This is a genomic window from Aneurinibacillus sp. REN35, assembly GCF_041379945.2.
GTDB lineage: Bacteria > Bacillota > Bacilli > Aneurinibacillales > Aneurinibacillaceae > Aneurinibacillus.
Genome location: NZ_JBFTXJ020000012.1, coordinates 94,107 through 117,486 on the forward strand (window position 1 = coordinate 94,107; position 23,380 = coordinate 117,486).

At 42.8% G+C, this 23,380-nt stretch carries 18 protein-coding genes; all 18 read right to left on the reverse strand.

All coding sequences use genetic code 11. The features are described 5' to 3' along the window. Positions 1–4: 4 nt before the first annotated feature. The gene (locus tag AB3351_RS18730) at positions 5–487 is read right to left on the reverse strand and encodes a hypothetical protein (protein ID WP_371148677.1); all 483 of its coding nucleotides are present in this window, start codon (positions 485–487) and stop codon (positions 5–7) included. Between the two features lie 181 nt (positions 488–668). Continuing rightward, a complete protein-coding gene (locus AB3351_RS18735; RefSeq protein WP_371148678.1) occupies positions 669–2,129 on the reverse strand; it encodes a S41 family peptidase in 1,461 nt (486 codons plus the stop codon). Positions 2,130–2,258: 129 nt separating this feature from the next. Then, complete coding sequence (locus tag AB3351_RS18740; RefSeq protein ID WP_371148679.1) at positions 2,259–2,900, reverse strand: phosphodiester glycosidase family protein; 642 nt, start codon at positions 2,898–2,900, stop codon at positions 2,259–2,261. Positions 2,901–3,041: 141 nt separating this feature from the next. Next, on the reverse strand, positions 3,042–4,991 hold the full coding sequence (locus tag AB3351_RS18745) for an S-layer homology domain-containing protein (protein ID WP_371148680.1): 1,950 nt from the start codon (positions 4,989–4,991) through the stop codon (positions 3,042–3,044). 231 nt (positions 4,992–5,222) lie between these two features. After that, positions 5,223–5,753, reverse strand: coding sequence for a sigma-70 family RNA polymerase sigma factor (locus tag AB3351_RS18750; RefSeq protein WP_371148681.1), 531 nt, complete (start codon positions 5,751–5,753; stop codon positions 5,223–5,225). A gap of 196 nt (positions 5,754–5,949) precedes the next feature. After that, the gene (locus tag AB3351_RS18755) at positions 5,950–6,450 is read right to left on the reverse strand and encodes a hypothetical protein (RefSeq protein WP_371148682.1); all 501 of its coding nucleotides are present in this window, start codon (positions 6,448–6,450) and stop codon (positions 5,950–5,952) included. A 159-nt stretch (positions 6,451–6,609) separates the two neighbouring features. After that, positions 6,610–8,367: a DUF4855 domain-containing protein gene (locus tag AB3351_RS18760; protein ID WP_371148683.1), complete on the reverse strand. Its 1,758-nt coding sequence runs from the start codon at positions 8,365–8,367 to the stop codon at positions 6,610–6,612. Between the two features lie 143 nt (positions 8,368–8,510). After that, positions 8,511–9,428, reverse strand: coding sequence for an SLAP domain-containing protein (locus AB3351_RS18765; protein WP_371148684.1), 918 nt, complete (start codon positions 9,426–9,428; stop codon positions 8,511–8,513). 91 nt (positions 9,429–9,519) lie between these two features. After that, positions 9,520–10,581: an acyltransferase gene (locus tag AB3351_RS18770; protein ID WP_371148685.1), complete on the reverse strand. Its 1,062-nt coding sequence runs from the start codon at positions 10,579–10,581 to the stop codon at positions 9,520–9,522. Between the two features lie 121 nt (positions 10,582–10,702). Then, on the reverse strand, positions 10,703–11,782 hold the full coding sequence (locus AB3351_RS18775) for a TolC family protein (protein ID WP_371148686.1): 1,080 nt from the start codon (positions 11,780–11,782) through the stop codon (positions 10,703–10,705). 106 nt (positions 11,783–11,888) lie between these two features. After that, positions 11,889–14,084, reverse strand: coding sequence for a copper amine oxidase N-terminal domain-containing protein (locus AB3351_RS18780; RefSeq protein ID WP_371148687.1), 2,196 nt, complete (start codon positions 14,082–14,084; stop codon positions 11,889–11,891). 495 nt (positions 14,085–14,579) lie between these two features. Continuing rightward, positions 14,580–16,127: an O-antigen ligase family protein gene (locus tag AB3351_RS18785; protein WP_371148688.1), complete on the reverse strand. Its 1,548-nt coding sequence runs from the start codon at positions 16,125–16,127 to the stop codon at positions 14,580–14,582. Positions 16,128–16,152: 25 nt separating this feature from the next. After that, positions 16,153–16,653 carry a tetratricopeptide repeat protein gene (locus tag AB3351_RS18790; RefSeq protein ID WP_371148689.1) on the reverse strand — a complete coding sequence of 167 codons (501 nt, stop codon included), beginning with the start codon at positions 16,651–16,653 and terminating at the stop codon, positions 16,153–16,155. Positions 16,654–16,756: 103 nt separating this feature from the next. Beyond that, the gene (locus AB3351_RS18795) at positions 16,757–18,184 is read right to left on the reverse strand and encodes a sugar transferase (RefSeq protein WP_371148690.1); all 1,428 of its coding nucleotides are present in this window, start codon (positions 18,182–18,184) and stop codon (positions 16,757–16,759) included. Positions 18,185–18,255: 71 nt separating this feature from the next. Continuing rightward, positions 18,256–18,996 carry an N-acetyltransferase gene (locus AB3351_RS18800; RefSeq protein WP_371148691.1) on the reverse strand — a complete coding sequence of 247 codons (741 nt, stop codon included), beginning with the start codon at positions 18,994–18,996 and terminating at the stop codon, positions 18,256–18,258. Continuing rightward, positions 18,980–20,248 carry a glycosyltransferase family 4 protein gene (locus AB3351_RS18805; protein ID WP_371148692.1) on the reverse strand — a complete coding sequence of 423 codons (1,269 nt, stop codon included), beginning with the start codon at positions 20,246–20,248 and terminating at the stop codon, positions 18,980–18,982. The genes AB3351_RS18800 and AB3351_RS18805 overlap by 17 nt, the downstream gene beginning before the upstream one ends. After that, on the reverse strand, positions 20,223–21,419 hold the full coding sequence (locus AB3351_RS18810; protein WP_371148693.1) for a glycosyltransferase family 4 protein: 1,197 nt from the start codon (positions 21,417–21,419) through the stop codon (positions 20,223–20,225). The genes AB3351_RS18805 and AB3351_RS18810 overlap by 26 nt, the downstream gene beginning before the upstream one ends. Beyond that, positions 21,416–23,374: an asparagine synthase (glutamine-hydrolyzing) gene (gene asnB / locus AB3351_RS18815; protein ID WP_371148694.1), complete on the reverse strand. Its 1,959-nt coding sequence runs from the start codon at positions 23,372–23,374 to the stop codon at positions 21,416–21,418. The genes AB3351_RS18810 and asnB overlap by 4 nt, the downstream gene beginning before the upstream one ends. Positions 23,375–23,380: the final 6 nt, after the last annotated feature.

Sequence of the window (23,380 nt, forward strand, 5' to 3'; positions counted from 1 at the left end):
ATCGTCACTGAATCGTGTAGCTTCCCCGAATCATCACGTATGCTGGGCCTTTCACGATTTTTAGGCCGCGCGAATCATTCTGCGGCAGCAGCAGATGATGATTCGCAGGGACGGATTGCCCCTTCGTAATATTGGTTCCTGAAGTTAAATCCGGCAGCCCGTATCCGTCACCAGCCGGTGTATGGGCGGTCGCCTTGCCCGTCCGCAGAATGAGTTCGGTACCGGCATAGCCGATTACAGTCTGTCCTTCCTCTACCTTCTCAACGACAAGCGTAGACGAGCCTGCTGGCGCTGTCGGCTTCGTATCCGAACCGGAATTAGATTTTATCTGACCCAAAAGCTCCTGCTTAACTTGTTCCACATAGCTTTTTGTTACAACCGGATCCATATCAGAGCCAGGATCAGCCGGCGCGGCAGCACCTGTTGACAGCGTGCCTACGACCAATGCCAAGGCCGCGCCAACGACCCCGTATCCCCACTTTTTCATGTCCTTTCCTCCCCTAAGCGTGTTTTCTCATTATAGTATAGACGTACCAGGACAAGAAATGTTGTGAAAATATAAAAAGAGCGGCAATTGTCTCCCGCTCCGATACACCCAGATGTTTTGCCGATCTGGCCTTGACGATATACAGCGGCTGTATAGCCGCCTTGTAAGAAAAGCTTGATCTTTATTTTACATGGACGAGGATCGTGTTGCCCCGCTGTTCTACATAGATGGATGGGAAGTCGCTGTCCAGCTTATCAAGCGCCACCCATAGGACTCCCTTTTCATTGCGTACGTACGTATTGTTTTTAGTTGAATACTTGCGCATCGTATCACCGGAGTGCAGCACTGCCTGCTGCCGCGCATTATCCCAATAGATCTGGTAGCCATATAATCCGGCAAACGGACGCAGTGCGATAAACCACTTATCACCGATCTTCTTGGCGATCGTCTTCCCTGCTGAGAATCCCGCCACACCGGCGGTTCCATTTGGATACAGATGCAGTGCGGTAGAGCCATGCAGATACGTGATCGCCTTCAGCAGCTGAGCATCCGAATCTTCCACGATGATATCCGGTGTAATGCCCTGGCCGTTGATCTTACGCAGCTTCGGCGAGAAGTATTCCTCCACCGTCAACTTCAGAATCCCGCCCTTCTCAAGCGGACGCAGCTCCTGAACCACACCTTTGCCGAATGTCTTCGCCCCGATCAGCGTACCTATCTTATGGTCCTGCAGAGCACCCGCCAGCACTTCCGATGCGCTGGCCGTATATTCATTAACCAGGACAGCCAGCGGAACATCCGTACCGCCCGATTTCGCGGCAACCTCTGTCTGCTTGCCTGTGCGGTTCTTTACATTGACGATCAGTCCTTTATCAATAAACAAATCCGCAATGGCAATGGATGCATCAAGATAGCCGCCTCCGTTATCCCGCAGATCAAGGATCAACCCCTTCATGCCGTCGCGCTTTAGCTTGTTCAGGTGCTTCTCGAATACTTCCGCGCTATTTTCAGAGAAGGTGTAGAGCGCGATGTAGCCGATTTTATTATCAAGCATCATGCTATCGACCGGAGAATACTGCATGATCTCCCGCTGGACAGTAATGCTTTGCTCCTGTCCGCCCCGCTTGATGGCAAGCGTAATACGAGAACCCGGCTCTCCCTTCATCAGCTCTGCGGCTTGATCTGCAGGCTTGCCGGCCATCTGTTTACCGTCAATGGCGATAATCTCATCTCCTGAGCGCAGTCCCGCTCTCTCCGCTGCCGACCCTTCATAGACACTGTCAATGACAAGCATATCGTCCTGCTGCTGTATGTAGATGCCAATCCCAGCGAATGTTCCCTCTAACTCATTATAGAACTCTTCGAATTCTTTCTCTGTAAAGTATGTAGTATACGGATCGCCCGTCTCATCCAGCATCCCCCGGATCGCTCCGTCTGTCAGCTGTCTGATATCGAGCCGGTCATTCAGATGCTCTTCCATTACTTTCTTCATGACTTCATGAATACGTGCTTCCTGGTCGGCATACGGATACTTATCAGCTCCACCAGCTGCACTTTCTGCCGCTTGGACAGGCAGAGCGACACCGGCCATACTTGTCAGCAGCACACCTGAGGCAAGCCATTGTTTTATTCTCTTTTTCACGTTATTCAACTTCCTCTCCGATATTGAAGCACGGGAATGAGCGACTTCACTCACTCCCTGTAGATCCCCATCCAGCATCTACTCTATGTTAGATTCGATATACACAGGTCGATATCCTTTTTTTTCCTACTAATATATTGCCAATGCGGCAAATACCTTGCGCCGCATCCACTGCCGATTCATCTGCTTGCCATCCACCACCAATTGGGAAGAACGTCCGCCGTCCAGATTGAGTGCTGTACGACATCCGAGTCGTCTCATATGAGCGGCAAGTTCTCTACATGTCAACCCAGCAGGCCTACCATCCGTTACTGCTAGAATCATATGCTCCTCCGCAATTCCGATGGCTGTACGCGGATGCGACTCGGCGGCAATGGTCGCCTCCATCTGTCCACTCGCCAAGAGATCGGGCAGGAGAAGCGGAGAGGATTCCAGCGCCCAGCGCATGGATAGGAAGTCTGCAATTTTTTTGCCTTTTTCCGTATTGATGTTCACCTGTCCCGTCTGGTCACAATAGACGAAATATCCGTTCAACGAACGCTCTATCACTGTCCCGTCACTGTACTTCATCCCGGAGATAGAGTAGCCTCCCTCCAAATGAAAAAAATTCGCGTTCACCATACTTATCGGCAGATCGGCTCCTTCTTTTTTCAAACGATTGTATGTATGAACGAGAAGTTCCCCTTCCCGCAGGCACGGAATCAACTCCATCCGTCTTTTCTTCTCGACTTTTACAATATGCAGCCCGTCCTCTTTCCAGTACTCTAGCAACGTCTACTCCTCCCTCCAAGCAAAATGAACAATAGTTCTCGCTTCCTTCCTCTCTATCCTACCCGGCATGGCAGCCAATTTCCACTCACAAAAAATAAGGACAGCACGAAATGATTCATGCCGTCCTATCTTCTCATTCATTTATTGTCCTGCTGCTTGGCCTCCAGTCTCTGGCTGTGCAGGAGCAGTCGGTGTTGTATCATTATTTAACTTCGTATTTTCTATCGTATACGTATTGCCTTTTTTATCGGTTATTTTAATGACAGCCTTGGTTGGAACCACTGTTTTCTCACCTGTCCATTGACCATATGTCCAATGGTTATCCGTGAGTTTTCCTGCAAGATCAAAACGCGTGGAAAGCTGCTTTTCACTTCCCTTTTCTGAAAACATCCGGTCCTTGCTTGTGTTCGTCACAAGCAGCTTATCCCCGTTATACAGACTTACTTCAGCTTTTGCGACCTCGCTTGCAGGGAACTTCTTCAGCTCAAAGCCCACATTATAGCCATCTACCGCATCGGTTTTCACTATGCTGAAGTCCTGTGCCGCTACATACTCCGCTGCTGCCTCCCCGGTATAGTCCTGCGGTACAATCGGTTTCGTATCACCGGTTAGCTTCGTATTTTCCACTGTATACGTATTGCCCTTTTTATCAGTTACCTTGATGACGGCTTTGTTCGGAACATCCGTCTCGCTTCCCTTCCATCCGTCATATGTCCAGTAGTTGTCCTTGAATGCTCCCTTCACATCAAATGGGGAGGAGAACTGTTTATAATCAGGGTATTCACTGAACAGCTTGTCTGTACTCGTGTTAGTAGCAAGCAGCTTATCATCTTTATATAGGCTGATCTCTGCCTTTGCGATCTCGCTAACCGGAAGCGCCTTCGTCTCAAAACCGACCGTATAGCCTTTTACACTGGCATCATTTCGTACACTGAAATCCTGCGGCGCAATATACTGAAGCGCCACATTTCCATTCAGATCACTCGTATTGATCGTACCTGTATGCTTCGCCACAATATGATCCGGCGCACCGTACTTCTGATCCACATCAACTGCGGTAAGCGTCAGCGAACGCTGCCCCGGTACGGCGATCACATAGACGTCCGTTACCGGCTGCGTCCCGAGCGTAAAGCCTTCTGCAGCTCCCCAGCCTGTCTGGTTGATGTCCTTCCAGTTGCCTTCACTGTCTTTTGCCCATAGCTGTACGCCTTCCGCCTTCGGTGCTTCAATCCGCACCTTTCCGTCATACGCTTTTCCGTTCTGCTGACTCACAGCAAGCCCGATCTTCACAGGGGTCACACCAGGGAATACGTCCGCAGGGTTCGTATTTTTCTCAGGGGCCGCCTTCAGCAGCTCACCCGCTTTGACATTCGTATCCAACCCTTTTATATCAAATGCATAGGTGTGATAGGAACCCGATTTCTTGATCTGTGCAGCCAGATTAACCGCCATGACCGCCATCTCCTGGCGCGTCGCCGTATCTCTTGGACTAAAGTAATTATTATAGCCAACCATCAGACCGGATTCGATCGCTGCCTGCACATACGGCTTCGCTACCGGCCAGATCCGCTCCTTATCCTTGACGCTTAGATTGTCGCCTTTGTCTTTCACATCCATTTTTGCCGCTTTTACGAGAATAATAGCCAGCTCCTGACGCGTAATCTTTTCATCGGGATTGAATTTTCCCTTCTCGCGTCCCACCATAATTCCGGCTTCCTTTACCGCTTCAACCTCCTTGATTCCCCACTTTTTCACATCACTGTAAGAGGACTCACCCTTATTCGGCAGCTCTAACTTCAGAGCGCCGGAGATAATGATCGCTGCTTCACGACGGGTAAGATTGTCCAGCGGACGGAACGTGCCATCCGGATATCCGCCAAGCCATTTCATCTCTTTTGCCTGCACGATCTGCTCTCGCGCCCAGGAGGCAGCCTTCCCTATATCCTTGAATGCCGGAGCCGCAGTCTGCTCGACCGCAGCGGAAGTTCCAGGTGCTTTCGTGCCATCTTCAGCTGCCCATACTGCACCTGGCGTTACTACCATTGAAAGAGCTACAGTGGTTGACAATACTTTGTTGAGTTTTGCTTTCACTTTTTCCTCCTCCAGTACAAAATAGTAGGGTATGAAACTATTTAATTACAATTCATACCTTACCACCGCATCTTTGTCATAACTTGTCGAATTTTCTATTAATCTCTTCTTTCTCCTAATTCGAATCCAACGGCCTATGCACTCACTCATTTTTTCTCTCCTATCACCTACGATTTTGTACTCATTCATAGAAAAGCGGTGAATGCAGGCAAACGCACCACCGCTCGATCATTAGCTTTTTCTTTCTGTCTCTGCTATCAGACGAAGCTTCCGTAATGCCCGCTGCTTCTGTTTCTTCACCCGTTCATACGGTACGCCCAAGCACTCCGCTACTTCTCGCAGCGAGAGCCCATGCCTAATATGCAGCGTCAGACACCTTGCCTCTTCCATGGAGAGCGGTTCCATCCACGCCTGCCACATGAGATTCTCTTCCATCTCGTATGCGTCCATGCCGACAAGCGTATCTGACCAATTCTTCGCCTCTTCCTCCGGTACTATCTGTGCTGATGGCAGGCAATGCCTCTCCTGCCACCGCCGCTCTCTCGCATACCAATTCGCAAGCCCCCCTCTCATCACAAGGAACAGGTACGAAGACAGCGCCATTCCTCTGTCGGCATCATACTGTGCAAGCCTCTTCCAGCACGCAATACGTGCCTCCTGCTTCGCCTCATCCCGTAATGGACCCGGAGGAAATCGGGAAACACACTTGTCAATCCAAGCATCATACTCCGCAAAAAAGCTTGTCCATTCCCTCTCTTGCATCCTTCTTCCTGCTATCTGCAGCGACCGGTCCTGCGTAGATTACGCGCACCCTTATCTTACTGGCTTTTCGGCTTATGCACAGGGAAGTATCTGTGGATACGAAAGACGAATGTACTTTTTTTCACATAAAAGAAAGGCCGTATGTGAAGATACGTACAATGCTTGGTCTGCTATCCTTCGATACATAACAATTACATTACGTAAGATCCGGGAGTCTCATTAGATAACGGTTCCGCAGGTGCTCCGCATTGCGCAGCTGCCGTGTTAACTGCCTGCGTGAAGCAGTTAGTGCAAACGATTGCCCCCCTTTCAGAAGCAGAGTACAGGAGAGATTATCTGCGTTGACTGTGTACGTCTCGATTGATGAACGATACGTATAAACGGTACGGTGTGAAGGATTGCCAAAGAGCGGATAGTGAAACGGAATGAGAACCATCTCCGGATGCAAAAGCAGCGGCGGATGCTTGCGCTGTCCAAGCGTCTCATAGGCGAACCGGCGCACCAGCTCCTCATCAATAAGAAATGCCTTGATTAATTGCTTACAGAACTGTGAAACCGTACAGCCCGTATAATACACCTCCGCCCCGATATACAGGACCGTCACTTCTCCAATTCCATGCAGCTGTCCAGGATGAAATAAATGTCCGCGCCGCATAAACAACTCTTCTGCTTTGGCCTTCTCGATCAATTCAGTCATACATTTCCTCCTTTTGATACAAATTGTAGAATAGTCTCTACACTTGTATTATATTAGTATTTTTTGTAAAAAACGGATGTTTTCATCGCAAGTTTCGAGTTTATTTTACAAAAAAACCCCTTCCGTCCATATCGACGAAAGGGATGCTGTGCATATCTATCATTTATATTCTAATAAGTAGTCAAATAAGTCTTTGCGAATCGAGGCAAATCGGTCATCAAGCTGAAGCAGCGCCGCATCAATTCCCCCAATGCCATCATATACAAGCATGCTTGGTTTATTGGCTCCAAATTCTCGGCCACGATCAATATACGCCTTCAGATACGGCGTATTCTCAGGATCCTTGCGCAGACTCCAGTTCCACTCCAGCATCGTTCCGCCGCCGGTCTCCCGCGCCATCGTATAGGCCATCCCCAGCATATCTACGCCGCGGAACTTCTCGCGCCCGTCTTTAAAATAGTAATTCGGCTGGAACCAGGCGAAGTCAATCCCCATCGTCTTCCACTTCTCCGCATTCGCAGCGCCTAAATACGGCGCCCAATAGAGCTTATATCCCTTCTGATGAATGAGGTCGGCCACCTGGGTAACCACCTGCTTATTGCTGTCAGGGATACTCTCCTGCGTCCAATAGAAGCCTGCTAGACGCAGCCCTTCCGGCTTCGCCTTCTCCCAATTCGCTACCGCCTTCTCGATATACTGCCGATGCACTTCGAACTTACCGTCATTCACAAGCGGAATGTTCTTCTTCTCCACCGGATAGGGAAGTGCAAGAATCACATTGATCGGCTGCTGATCGCCCATCTGCTTCTGTGCTGCAAGCGATGCCTTCGTCAGCGTCTCGATATGATCGCCCGGCTTATATATATCATCAAGATAATCAGTCAGGGACGGCGAGTCACCCACCGCATATTCCATCATGTTAAAGCCGCGCTCAACCATCGCCAGCGGTGCAATAATAACCGTCTCAAACATACGCTCCTTCTCACCGCGCACATCTGTCACAAACCGCTTCGCCAGCGTCTCCACTCTCGTCGGCGGAGGCGTCATGAACAGCGCGTGACCCAGTTCGCCGTTCTCCACGGTCTTCTTCTCCGTAAAACGTGTATATACGGACTGCACCTCTCCGTTGGCCGCATACAGCCAGTGGAAGCGTCCATTCTGCTCCACTTGATACCAGTTGCCCATCCGCGCATAGGCCACCGTCTCACCGGCATGCTGCCATGTACCGGTACTGCGTGACTGTGGATTCGGATACTGATACAGCGGCAGCGCCTCCTGAATGTTTATCCGCTTCACATCAAGCGCCTTTGCTACATAGCCTCCATCATCATACAGCCAGCCCTCACGCTCACCGACCTTGACCTTGTACCATGTCGTACCCTGCTGCTCTACCACTTGAATGCGCTGCGGTGCAAGCGCCGTCACCTTCTCTGATTCCGGATCTGCTTCCTTGTAGACCGGAAGCGGATGATGCAGGTACATATAGTTCTGTGACGAAGGGATGACTTCGCCCTTCAGCTTCGGAACCTGGCGGGCATACACCGTTCCCGGTGCCTGCTTCACCCATACCTGCTTCGGGCCATATTGGATAAGGAACCAGTCGCCTGTTCTGTTGAGCGGCTTAAGCGGCATGTTCTGAGCGACGATATAGCCTGCCTTCTTCTCCTCTTCCTTCGGCTCCGCATAAGCATACGCATTGCCCAAGAAGAACAATTCGTATCCTGTCATATCTACCTGCGGCAGCGGCGGTGGCGTCTGTACCGGCGGCACAGCAGCCGGCTGTACGGTCTGCTTCGGTGCAAGACCCGGCTTCTCTGCGGCCAGTACGCCATTACCTCCTCCAATTTCCCCAACAGCCAGTATACATAGCGTACAAGCTACGACCTTTGCTATGCTTTTTTCTCTCTTTCTTCCCACTTCACTGATCTCCTCTCTCGTTGTTATGTATGCAAAATATCCTACCTATACTACTCTTTCCTATATTTGGCTTGGAGTCAAGCCTTTATTGTGTAAAAAAAAAGGATGTGCGCCATATGACACACATCCCTTTATTTTGAGTTTCACTTCTCTATTAATGCCCATTCCTCTAATGAATCGCCTGCAACTTGTACCGACTCTTTAGGGAATAGCAACGTATAAGGCGATGCAGAATGCGGTGGCAGCTCGATATGCGAAAGGTCAAATGTGTGGGAAGCGAGTTCATTTCCCTGCGCGTCTACCAATGCAAATACAGTGTTATCCTCTAGATATACGGCTTCATCCCGATCATTGCGCAGCGCCACCATCGCATCAATCCCGCCATCCTGCCGTACTGCGGCTGATAGCCCGAGGATATGTACCATTCCTTCCGTCTGTGCCAGTGCCTTCTGAATCCCTTCCATGACTTCACTATCTACCTGCTGGCTCTGCTGCTGCCACGATTGATCTGATGTCTCGAAGTTGAGATCTGTTATGCGTGTATGTGTTTCTCCACCCTTCATGTAGAAGGCTACATGCCAGGCCGACAGATTACCGTTGCTTGTAATAAATGAAGGATACGGGAATACGGAACGCCACGGAACCATACTATTCTGAGGTATACGCATCGCTTCATCCAGCTCAAATACATGATGAGCAAGCAGCTTACCGTCCGCATCCTTTAATACGAGCGGCAGCTTATCAATGGTAACATCATCAGCCATCGTATTCCGTATGAAAGCCTGCACGGAAAATCCTTGAAACTCCTGCTTCAGCTTAAATCCATCAATCGCCAATACGCCCTGTTCAATCTCCGGCAATTCACTAGAAGCAAACTGCAGCACATATATATCGTCCTGTTCGAATGATGGTCTAACTGACTCGGGAAAAACAAGCTGCATACGCGCTGGCTCTTCTACGGCGACCTCTTCTTTTATTTCATGTATTTCTTCCTGTATAACAGGCTGCTCCTGCTCTTCTTTATTACGGTTGGAACGCCACTTCTTCAAAATTGAAATCATTCTTTTTCCTCCTAAACGGTATAGCTTCTATTATATAGTTTGACCAAGCATAACAAAAGAAGTTGCTTACAATTACAGCCTTAACATCTTATCACTTTTTTCCACGTCGTACACCGCCAAGAACTGAGGCAAGCGGTGTAAAGCTAATCAGATATGTCATACACAGTGTAATCACTATCGTCGCCAGGGACAAGCCAATCATCCCCAGGCTACCGTCCCAGAAAGTATCCTGCCCGTACCACCTCGGCCATAGGCGCAGCATCGTCAATACAAACGGATGCAGCAGGAACACAAGGAATGATTGCGCGGACAGCCACAGGATAAACCCTGGACGCGCTGTATCTGATCGCTTTCTGCTCATGCATACATAATAGAAGAGAAAATAACTCGCAATCGTATACAGTACGACGGTTGGCTTAATGGAAGCCCCGTATGTTCCGGTAACGTGACTGTCTACAAGCAGGAGCAGCACAGCCGTAATCCATACTCCAACAAGCATAATGCCCCTCTGCTTCAGCCGCCTCTCCCAATTCTCCTTATGATGGGCCGTATACATACCCAAGATGAAGAAGAACAGCCATACAGGAAAAATCCGCGTCACATACGGAATCTGTACTCCGATCTTCGTTATGTCATGAATATAGGCCCATGTCTGCGCAAGAAACGTCAAAAGAAAGGACAACACAAGTGCCTGTCTCGGTGCACGCCTGACCCATAGCCTAAGCAAAGGATACAACAAATACAGTTGAAACATGATAATCAAGAAATACAGATGAACAAACGCGGAGCCGTCAGGCAAATACGTTAGCACCGCCTCCCATACGTCCGGCAGAGCCTCCGTTCCCTTCTCCGCCACTACATCACGCAGCTTAAAGCACGTATAGAATACCGTCCAGATCACATAGGGGATAAAAATCTTCGTAACCCGTTTCTTCATAAACGGGCCGTATGCAAGGCGCTCCTTCTTCCGATCCGCGTAATACAGCAGGAAGCCTGACAGAATAATAAACAGCGGAACCGCATAGCGCATCAACTGATTCCATATGAATCCGGCTGTCTCTGTGGTCACATACGGTGCTGTAGTGTGGATCGCAATGACTGAGAGCGCCGCAAATGCTCGTATCTCATCAAATTCATATAAACGTTGCTTCATATCTTTCTCCTTCTTCGCAGCCCTAGCTTCTATACTAAAACTGTATCATGACATTATACAGCCACAAAGAAAAATATAAAAAAAGAAGCCATCCAATGAGGACGGCTTTCTGTGATGTTTATTATTTTGCAGCATAGGCCCATGGCATTTTGAAGGCAAGAACAAGGTTATCGTGCTGTACAGCCAATCCGTGCAGCTTGGCCTCCAGATCCTCTACATTCTTTTTCGCTTCCATGAGCTCGGCCTTCGTATTCAAGCCTACATCAAACTGTGTTTGGGCTAGCTTGAATGCTTGTTCAGCAACAGCAAGATTTTGCTTAAGAGCATCGTAGTTATCTTCGATCTGGCGGATGTTATTGTATAATGCACGTACCAGCATAGAAACCTTATCTTTTGCATCAGAATACTCTAACATAGTTTTATCTACTTCAAGCTCCTTAGAAGAATAAGGGACACTACCTGGAAGATTAAATGTATGCAAATTTAGATTCGATATAGCTACATCAATATTCTTTTCAGCAAGCCATAGCTGTGGACTTTGGTCATTAACCCGGGTAATATATGCTTCGAGATCAACCTCAGGCATCTTTTCAAAAGCTACTTTATCTGTTAAAGTAGGCCTTTCATTTGCCGGAAGCTTAATTAATTCATTCAGCTTTTGATATGCGGTAGTTAAAGCTGTTTCTGCAGACTTTTGCGTTTTTTGTGCTGCAACATACGTTTTTTGTGCACGCTCGTTCTCAAAATTGCTTGCCAATCCATACATATATTTATAATTTGTCGCATTGACCTGTGTATAGGCATTCTCTACAGAGATATCTGCAGCTTTTTTATCTTCAATAGCTTGAAGAATCGTATTATAAGCCTCATGTACACTATAAGCAATCTTGTCTTGTTCTAATGTATATTGACGCTTACTCATTTGCCAACCGATATCAGCTTGTTGGACACCTGCATAGGCTTTAGTAGCATTTATATCTCCGCCACTAGTTGGAGTATATGTTAGGTCACCACCAAGTTTATTACGAACCTCTAAAGAACGTTCAATCTCAACTTCAGCCTTTTGTAAACTATAACTTTTATCAAGAGCCCGCTCAATTGCCTGTTGATACGTAAGTGTAGTAGTATCTGCTGCAAAAGCAGTACTAGCAAATGCAGATGCTAAAAAAGCTCCTGCTAGAAAAGTAGGTAATTTCTTCATTAATAGTCTCCTCCTTAGTGGAGAAAGGATTTTATTGTATATCCATGTTGTAGATGATAGAGAAAAGGACTCCCGATCGGGAGTCCTTTTCAGGAACAATTGCTGATTACTTATTGATGATAACTTCTTGAGTATCAGCTTTCCACTCAACTTTAGCACCCATAGCTACTGCGAAGTGAGTGTAAGGAACCATTACACGGTATCCAGTGTGTTGGCCATACATTACCGGAGCATCAGTTGGGATTGCTGTACCGTTTACTACGATTTCCTTCTTACCTGCAGTTGCAGAGATTACTGTAGAACCAGAGAATACTGTTACAGTTTTAGCAGCTTCATTCCAAACCACTTTCTCAGGAGCTACGTTCAGGCTTGCTGCAACGTGGCTAACCGGTACATACGTACGGTTGTAAACTGCATGTACGTAAGGAGCTACGTCCATTTCTCTTGTCTCGCCGTTAACAGTGTAAGATTTTTGACCGATTTTGAAAACAACATTTTGTGCTGTTGTTTCACCTGGAGCTGGAGTAATTGTATTAGCAAGTACAACTTTTGCTGCACTGCCAGTATTGAATTCACCAGCATCTAAATCGTTAGAATTTCCGCCTGCTTTAGCGGAACTCAACCAACCTTGAGCTGATCTGCTGTTTTCTACTACTGCATCGCCACCAACTTTTGCTTCGATTTGACCTTCTGGAACAGTACGGTCAACTGTCAGCTTAATGTTAGAAAGCTTAATCTTAACCGGCTTAATGCTTTCAGATTTAACCGGAATAGAAAGTGTATTGTTGTTGTTAATGCGTTTAACGTTATTTACATCAACAGCACCGTCTCCCTCAACAACAGCTACAGTAGGAACAGATGCAAAAGTAACTCCATCTGGAAGATCTACTTCAATTGTACCGTTAGAATTTCCAGCTTCAGTTTGCTTTTCAAGCGCACCTTTTTTCGTTTCAGTGATGATTAAGTTAGGAGCATCTTGTGATTGAGCACCGATTTTCACTTTAGAAGCTTCGCCTTCAATAGCTGCTGTTACTGGAGCAACCGCTTTGGCAATTACCAGTTTTTGTTCAGGCACGCCTGCACCACCGATAATGGCTTCGATATCACCCGTCTTATCTCCTTCAACACTTAATTCAAGTTTGAATTCGATTTTTGCTTTAGAAGTATTTCCACCCTTGCTATTCACAGTAAAGCTGAATTCGTTATCTTTACCATCAATTTGTTCAGCAGAAGGAGCAGCACCGCTGAATCCAGAATATGTCGTTTCTTTAATACCAGTAACTTTTACCCAGCTTGGTAGTTCAACATCAATATCACGGTCAGCAATGAATGAACCTGGTACAGATTCTTCAATTGTGATTTTTGCTGTTTTTGTATTTTCATCAAATTTACCAGCAAGTACTTCGTTTACAGCTTCAATTTTGGCGTTAACGCCCCAGTCAGCATATTTAGCTACCACTACATCTGAATCAGAGAAGTCTGTGCCGCTAACGTTAACAGTGATATCCCCATAGCCAGCATCTTTACCAGCTTTAATACCAGGAGTTACATAAAGTGTACCACGGCCACCTGTAGATACCGCATCAACTTCAAGTGTCAGTGTATTGCTATTACCAGTTGTTCCGCTTTTGATTACAGCATTAGCAAACCCGCCACTAGCACTTACAGTAGTTTCATTTGTCCAAGTATAGTTGGAAGGTAATTTCAATGTTACAGTTTTTGTGCCATTCGGAATCGCATCAAGAGCGTTCTCTTCAATGCGGATTACGCCACCTTTACCTGTGCCTCCGATTGTTTCTACAGTTTCAGCTACAGCAGTTGTATTTCCACTACCGATCACCGCGAAAGTGTAGTCTCCGCCAGTAATTGTGCTATCCATAGCATCAATACGAGCTTTCAATTCGCCAGTAGCGCCATTAACTTTTACCATCATAGGTACTTTAATAATATCATCTGTACCTGGTGTTAAAGTAGTAGGTGTAACCTCGATAACTTGCGCGCTACGTTTTACGATAGTCGCATTCGGTGTAGCAACATCTAAGTCAGTTTCATTATCCCATTCAACACCGGAAGGAAGTGTTACACGGAACGTATCGTTTGTTGTAAATGCAATGTCATCTTCCTGAACAATCAAGTTGTTGTAATTCGCACCAGCAGTTGTAGAATCATAGTTGCTAGATACTTTCAAAACTTTATCAACAAGGTTAGAGCTGTTTGCGCTAACCGGTGCTGCAAAAGGAGCAGCTACAGATGCAAGCATTGCAGAAGTAGCAAGTACTTTAAGAGCTTTATTCTTCTTCACGTCTTTTTCCTCCTAAATTTAGGCTAATAGTTTTTTGCGGACAGTTGCATCATTTACTTATCCGGGCCTTACCATATCAGCAAATATGCAACCCGTATTGTGAAGGAACTTTCCGCTTTCATTTGGTTGAGAGTATTGCCTATCTATATCTTGAGTCTCTAACCCCATTATGTACCTTCACCCCCTCTCGAGGGCTAGAGCTCTATATGTATACGTTTTGTAATAAACCTTGAATGAGAATAATATACTAAAAACCTGGTAGAATATACTATTTTCATTCTCACAAAGCACAGTATACAATGGCCTGTAATAAAAGTAAATAGCTTGGGTGTCAAAAAACCTACGACATTGTACTCCATAACATTAGACGTAAATCCCTGTAAAAAGTTGCACTGTTTTTTATTTTTTTCTTTAATCGTCTTTCAGTGCATTTGATTTACAATTAATTAGACGATAAGTCAGTTAAAAAGTTGCTTCTTTTTCAAAAAAAATTTTTTATTGATTACTCTCTTGCAGATCCTCTCTTATTATCGAGACACTAATACCGAATAAAATCCAAAAGATAATAGCTGTACCAATAATAGAGTCATTAAAAAGTGCTTGAACGAGATACGCACACCATGCCAATAACAAACTTAAAACTAGAGAATATCTCCCTTTATTACCTATACTTTTAAACCATTTGATGTGTTCCCATAGATGGCGGACAATAAGCATAAGAAATGCTGCTAAGGAAATAACCCCAGCACCATAGGCAATTCCAAGATACATATTATGTGGTTTATCTACAACTACATTAGAATCATTCAAATTTGCCGCTTTCTCAGGATCATCCTGAGGAAAATAATAAGCCAGTGTATCAAGCCCGTAACCAAGTATTGGCTTTTGCTTAATGAGTTCAATCGTTTTTATCCATTCATATACTCGCCCAGTTCCCGCTCCGGTACCTATTGTAGGTAAATCAAATTCATTAAATTCCTTAACCGACTCTTCAGCAAAAGCTGCCGGAATCGTGAACACTTTTTTTATAGCTGGATAAGGAACCGGCTCTTCAACAGCCGATTGTTTTAAAAAAAAGCCTATACTTTCGTCATATATACGTGGATTGTGTCCATTAAGAATTGTTAAAATCCCTGTAAAGATCATAACAGCACCGATTAACGTTCCTATTGCTTGCTTGCGATTATTAGCAAAAGCACAAGCAGCAAAAATAATAGGAAGAACAACTACAAATGTAAGAAATCCACTTGTTGATAAGGCAGTTAACAACATAGCAAAAGAAATACTAGCAAAAAACAGATTCACGACCTTCGATTTTTTACCTTTATCTAGAGCGGCTTTCGTCAAAAACAAGGCTACAAGTACACTCGAAATCCCACTTACATAGTTCGGATTATTAAGAGTACTACTAATATAAGACCCTGCAGTAATAGAACTCTCTGCAATGCTGGATGGGAATACAATCATCTTAACAAAGGAGTTTTTAACCAACTCATATCCATAAAAGTGAAGAAGTCCAAAGATAGCATTTAACAGCGTTAGTGGATATAGGGCGTAGAAAATCCATTCCACTTTCTCTTTTGCGAATCGTGTGTTAGCGGCTATAAAGAACAAAGCAATATAGCCTATATAGGTTAATGCACCGTCATGCCTATTATATTGCCCGAACAGAGCTATTGTTTTGTATTGGGCAAAGAGAGTAGAGCCTAAGATAATCAGTAAGAAAATAAAGATGGGTTTATTTATATAACTATCTTGTAATTCATAGCCTTTCCCTAACATTTTATATAATAAAAAAAACAGTAAAATAAAAATAAAGATAAACATGGAAACAAACTTATAGTATGTAAATATATCCGTTTTTAAACCACTGTCCAACGAGGTTCCTGTGATCACTGGGCTAGAGAATTCAATAAATGCAACTCTTACTAATAATGGAATAAAAGCAATAACCATCAGTAACAGAGCCGCCATTTTACTATCTATGCTTTTTTGTGCTTCAAGCAATAAAATCTCATCAATGCTCTTCTTTCTTTCGCTCATTTTACATTCAGCCTCCAAACTAACACTACTTTAATTTCTTTTGAGTATCGAGCAATATTGCCTCTATCACTGGGGAAGAAGGAGAACCTGCTTGTATACTAATTTTTTGACTTTCTATCAGATATCTTTCTGCTTTCTTATAATCACCTGACCTATAAAGACTTTCACCATACTGAGCCAGAAATTGAGGATTTCTCAAAAGAAATGGTCGAATTTCCCTTGCCTTTAAAAAGTACTGATTGGCTTCCTTATATTTCCCTTGACCTGATAATGATAAAGCATATCGCCAAAGCAATATATAACTGTTTGAATGTTTTGTAATCAGTTGATTGTATACTGATTCGGATTTGGAGAAATTACCTTGTTTTAACTCATTGTTTGCTTGGTTAAATAGTTGACTATCCTGAGCAAATCTCTTATCTTGCTTCTCCCCTAATATAATCGATGTTATAACTCCAGCAAATAATGTGGAAAGAAGCACGTAAAAAACAATATTACGCATTTTCCCTGCTGTTTTTTCTTTCATTTTTAATCCTCCTGCCAATTACTTTTCAGACAACTGTCTATTCGACATATCTCTTTTTTCTCCTGCACAAAAAAGTAAAATACCAGGAGTTATTCCTGATATTTTACTTTTTCCAATACTTTTGATCTGCCTGACTTGAGGCAACTTCTGAATATCCAAATTGCTTTAAGATTACTTCTTGTTCATCTTGGTACTCTTTACTTATCCCACGTGCTTGTTCACTTTGAAATAATACCCGAATAGTCTGTAGTAAAATCTTGATGTCTAAGGCAAAAGAATAATTCCGAACATACATTAGATCAAATCGTAACTTATCCTCTGTATTTGTACTATATTTAGCCATTATTTGAGCTAAGCCTGTAACTCCTGGTTTTACAGACATACGATACGAATAATCCCGAATCGACCGTTCAAATTGCTCAATAAAAAATTGACGTTCGGGTCGCGGACCTACCAAGCTCATATCACCTTTTAACACATTAAATAGCTGTGGAAGTTCATCTAGACGTGTGGCCCTGATGAATCTCCCAAAAGAAGTAATCCGCGGATCTTTATCTGTTGCAAAAATAGGACCTGTAAGCTTTTCGGCCCCCTCTACCATGCTTCGAAATTTATAGATCATGTACCTGTGACCATTTTTACCCATTCTCTCCTGCTTAAAAATAGCCTTCCCTTTTGAATTTAACGGGACAACAATATACAAACAAAGCATAATTGGACTGAGAATACAAAGTAAAAGGCCTGAAACCACAACATCAAAAGTACGTTTCATAAAGAGCTGCGCTGGAGTAAGACCTGGAGGTTGAATAGATAGTACAAGCATATCATCAATTTGTTGGGGTTCTGCATCTAAAATAAACAGCTCGAAAAGTTCTGGAACAATCAACACTTCTTTGCGGCAGCGAGCGCAATGGCTTAAAATTTCAGCTTTTTCATCCTTGACTAGTGAAGGACTTAAGAGAACAACATCAACCTCTTCAATCATACTGGTATGCGCTCTCCACTGTTTCACAGAAAGAAACCTGTGAACAACAAACCACCCTGCAGCATGACTAAGAAATTTATGGGCAAAAACGACGCCTCTTTCTAAGTCACTATCTATGATTAGTACCTTTCGTAAACCATAACGTCGCTTGGCAAGCCACCAAATCGACATACGAGTCATAATCAGAAATATAACTTGAAGGAGCATGGAGAGAACAATAACACTTCTCGGGAAGGAAAACCCTCGATACCAAAAAGTAAGAGCCATAGTGGAGAGACCAAGCGTTGCAACAGCTAGAACAATTAGATAGATAAGATTGTATAAGCTCTTTCTTCTCCAGTTAGAGTAAAGATCAAACATATAAAAAATTATAAGTGTTACAATTGAAAGCCATGGTAAAACACTCGTATATGAATTCCAGTTATAATCCGGAACTTGTGTTCCAAATTTAATCCGAAAAGCCAATATAAAGGCTGCATTGACTAGAAATAAGTCTAGGAGGGCAAAAAAACTTTTATAAACTTTTACTCTTGAATTTCTGGTCATAAATCTTCACTTCTATCCTCTCTATCAACAATTCCTGAAGCTAACGACGAGAATAGTACATGAGGAGACAATTATGAATTCAAAAGCTGCTCAGTATCTACTTTTCGAAGTTTCTTTGCCGGTGTTCCTACAACAATCCATTCCGATTCAACTTTTCTTGTGACTACGCTTCCGGCTCCGATTACTCCTTCTTTTTCCACGGTAATTCCAGGTAAAAGCGTTGCATTAGCTCCTACCCTTCCCCCATTTTCAATTGTACAGCCCTCAAATTCACTAAATCGTCTTTCTGTTCTTCCCATATAATTATCATTACTAGTTACAACCCCTGGGGCAATAAATACGTCATTACCAATTGTAGAGAAGGCCGTTATATAAGCATTCGTTTCAATCTTACAGCGTTCCCCAATTGTACACCCATTTTCCACAGCTACACCACGACCAATAATTGTTTGGGTACCAACTGTTACCTTCTCCCTAACCGTAGCCAAATCAGCAACGAAAACTTCACTTTCTATATATGCTCCTCTATAAATCACAGTATTTGTTCCAATAGTACACCCCTCACCTACTATAGTAGGTTCAAGTTCCTTTTGTTGTTTTAAGGCAGATCTCTTAGCTCGCATCGGGAGCTTTCCAATTACAACATTGTCGTGAATTTGGCAGTTGGCACTGATAACACTTCCCTCATATATGATTACATTATGTCCAATTCTGACGTTTGAACCTATCACCACACCCTTTTCTATTATGCAGTTGTAACCAAGAACCACACTTTCTTCTATTTGTGTATTTTCATTAATATGATTGTTCATTTTTCTCTCCCTTTACACGACTAATTAAATTAGCTAACTGGATCGCCTGTTTTTCTCTACTATAGTATTCCTCAACTATCTGTCTCCCCCGACCATCCATATTAATTTTTCTTTCTATTATCGCTGAGGCTATACACCTACATAAATCAGGTAGGTAATTTTCTCCTTTTTCTTTTATATTACCATATACACCGAGCTTATGTTTCTCCAGCAATGATTTTATTTCTCCTTTTACTGTAGTTACGATATACTTATTTTGAATTAAGTAGTCAAAAAGCTTGTTAGGAAGGGCATCGGTAAAAAGAGGAATATCCTTAAGGCAAATAATAAATGCATCTGCACTAGACAAATACATATTGATTTGAGACTTAGGAACAGCTGATTTAAACAAAACATTGGAAAGATTCAATTCATTTACAAGTTCTATTAAAGAAGATTTATCTACACCCTCACCAACCAAAACAAATTTTATATTCTTTTCCTTTCGAAGTTGCTGAGCTGTGTAAATAATTTGTTTTAAATCATTTGCAGGACCATGAGCACCAGCATACATAAATATAATATCTTTATCGCTTGCACCCAGCTCTATTCTTACTTTTTTTCTCTCTTCCTTATCACTTGAAAAAGAGGTATCATGCAAGTCAATTCCGTTAGGTAAAAAGAAAAGCTTTTCCTCACAGACCCCTTTTGCTTTTAATCGTGGTGTCATCCCCTCCGTAAGAGTAATAATTTTTTCTGCGTTACAGTATAAAGTTCGTTCCATCCATAACAAGATTTTCACCATGATATTATTACGACCTTTTCCACTAATCTCTATAAGGGAATCGGGCCATAAATCTCTGACTTCTAAAAAAAAACTTGCTTTTCTGTACTTAGCCAATAGCATTGACGAAAACGCAATAAAAAGTGTAGGTGACGATCCGATAATTACGGAGGGCTTGTCTCTTTTGCATATTCCCACAATAAGTAAGGTTAAAGCAAATACCAACATATTCAGCATACGAGAGATACCATTATCCTTATATGGAAGTGCACCTACCCAGTTTATTACAAAAGTCGGCTTCACTTGCTCCTTTTTGACAAGCGTCCATGGGGAAAAGCGATATTTCTTATTATGGTGTATAAAATTGCTACCCCAAAGTTCCACTGTAAAACGCTCAGATAAATACTTTGCCAGCTCATAATGCCTAGAGCTGGCTGGATATTCAGGTGTCGTGCTGTATTGATTAATGATCCATACTTTCTCTTTCATTATTTTCCCCTAGTAAATCTTCATATAATTGTAATATTTTAACACTTTCTTTTTCCCAATTTCCTTCAGTCATCGCCCACTCTATTGCTCTTGCCCTTCTTTCCTTTAAAGCCTTTTGGTCTTGCGTTAAGCTAATAATAGCTCTCGCAATGCTCTTAGGGTCATACGGATCAAATAATGTTCCAAATCCTACTTTCTCATTTAACTTTCGAATTTCCGGTACATCACTTGCTGTTACAGCCAGCCCAGCCATCATATATTCCGATAGTTTATTAGGCAAACTATAGTAATTGTTTAAACATGTAGGCTTATAAGGAATAATACCGATATCGCACTCGCTTGCCTCTTGTACTAATTCCTTCATAGAAACAGGTGGGCAAAATTCAATTTTTCCTTCCTCTATATATGGCTTAGCTAATTCTTGTAAATATTCTTCAAGAGGACCAAACCCTCTAAAGCGAATAAGTATGTTATCAGATAAATATTTCACTGCCTTTACTACTTCTTCAAGTCCCCTATCTTTTAGATATCCTCCATGATACAGAACTATTATTTTCTCTCTGGTTTTTGAATCAATAGATAATGAAGAATTTATAAGCGCTTTGCTTTTCGTAAAGTTATGGACTACAATTGGCTTTCTAGATAAGGCATATCTTTTTTCTAATTCTTGTGCAATTGATTCATTAACTGTAATTACTCGTTTGGCCCGCTTAATAAAAAATCTTTCAAGTAATTTTATATTCTTTTTAAATAACCTTGGAAAATCAGCTCGCTGTTCTACCCAAAGTTCATGAGAATCGTAAACAAATAAACCGCCGTTTACTTTGGAGGCTATGTAAGCAACGGGTAGCATTTCAAGATCATGGGCATGATAAATATCTGCCTTAGTACGTAAAGCTAAGCGCGCAAGCTTATATAAACCTAAAATTTTGTTTAAACTAAGCTTTATCAAGGTCATAATGTTAAGTTTAGAACTATCAATTTCCCTCTTGATATTAGTAACACGACATACCCTATATCCATTTATCTTCTCATCATCTTGTAAAGCTACAGAGTCCTTTATACCGAGAACAAAAACATCATAATTAGGCGCTAAGGTTTCCGCCTCTTTTGTTACGCGAGGATCAGAAGAGACTGCATTCAGTACGACCATGCAGATTCTTTTCTTCATAATATTCCTGCCTTTTCACGAACCTTTCCTTCGCTATCCACGTAATCAGGATTCTCATCAATAAAAATTTTAAACCAAAGTTCGACATTCAATACACTCCAAAGCGCCCAACTTTGTTTTGCCGGAGAGTTCAACAAAGACCGAATTGCCTCGGGGTTGAAAACTCCTCGTTTTTTTGCGTGCTGATCAAGTAATATTTGTTCGATGAAACTCTTATCTTTCTCAAACCATACATTAATAGGAGTAGGAAATCCCTTTTTATCCTTACGGTTTAGTATTTCAGAAGGTACTAGTCCTTCCATCGCCTTTTTGAAAATATATTTTGGTTCCAGTCCCTTTACTTTAAGATGAGGCGGAATTGTAGCTGCCAGTTCCACTATCCGGTAATCAAGCATAGGTACCCGAGACTCAAGTGATACAGCCATACTTGTTCTATCCTCAACCTGCAGTAGTCCTGGCAGGTAGGCTTTTATATCGTGATACAACATTTTGTCAAAGACATTATCCGCCGCGTCCTTCCGAACATATTGAAAAAAAGATTCGCTCGGGTCATAGCCATACAATTCTTCATTTATTTCAGAACTTAAGATCGATGAAGCCTCTAATAAGGATGAACTATATTTCTTCCAAATTTCTTCAAAACCGGTAGTTTGACTTTTATCTTCAAATAAGCTCTTTCCTATTTTTTCAAGTGTAGTTTTTATGCCGTGCTGATTTATATATCCTTTTATAAACGTAAACCTTCTAGCGAGCTTGTCTAATAAGGATTGCGAAATGACTGCTTCATTTTCTTCATTTAGAGAAGAACCTACTTTTTCATATGTAAAAAAATAACGTGGATATCCCCCGAATATTTCATCTCCACCTTGTCCCCCTAACGCTACTTTTACGTTCGAAGCAGCCAACTGGCAGACAGAATATTGTGGTATGATTCCTGGCCCTACGCACGGTTCATCCATATGCCATACAAGCTTATGTAAAGTTTCCTTAAAAAAGCTTTCCGATGGAACGGTTTCTAAGTACTTCGTATTAGCATGGCGAGAGACAAGCTTTGCATATTTTGTTTCATCATAAAACTCATCCTCAGCAAATTTACCAGAGAATGTTTTAATCGGTTTGGTTACATATTTAGAAGATAAACACGTAACAGCGCTTGAGTCCACACCACCGCTCAAATGACAACCAAGAGGAACATCACTACGCAAATGAACGCGTACTGCATCTTTAACCATAGAGCGAAGCTCTTCGATAAACTCTGTTTCTGATTTCTCTGCATATTCAAAAGAAATATCCCAATATTGATAAATTTGAAGTTTTTTTGTCTCTCCTATAATTGCATAATGACCAGGCATTAACTTATAAATATCTTTAAAAAATGTTTTCTGATCAGGAATATACATAAAAGACAAATAATCAAGGATAGCTTGATAATTAGGCTCCCGTTTAATTGTTCGATCTGCAATCATCGCTTTAACCTCTGAACCAAACACAAATTTCTGCTCATCAGCATAGTAATATAAGGGCTTGATCCCGAGTCTATCTCTAGCAAGAAACAACTCCCTTTTTTCTTTATCCCATACCGCAAAAGCGAACATTCCATTCAGTAACGAGAGACAGGTCGGTCCTTTTGTTACAAATAAATATAGTAGAACCTCTGTATCTGATTCTGTTTTAAATTTAACACCTTGGCTTGTTAGTTGTTCACGAAGTTCTACATAATTATAAATTTCTCCATTAAAAACAATCGTATAGCGGCCATCAGCAGTTGTCATTGGTTGATGGCCTGCTTCTAAATCAATAATGCTTAAACGTCGAAAACCTAGCCCCATATTTCTATCTATATAGAGTCCCTCGTCATCTGGACCACGATGATAGAGCATATCACGCATTTTGACTATCTGTCTTTCACACACTGGCACCTTATTCATATTCAAAGCACCAACAAAACCGCACATATGTAA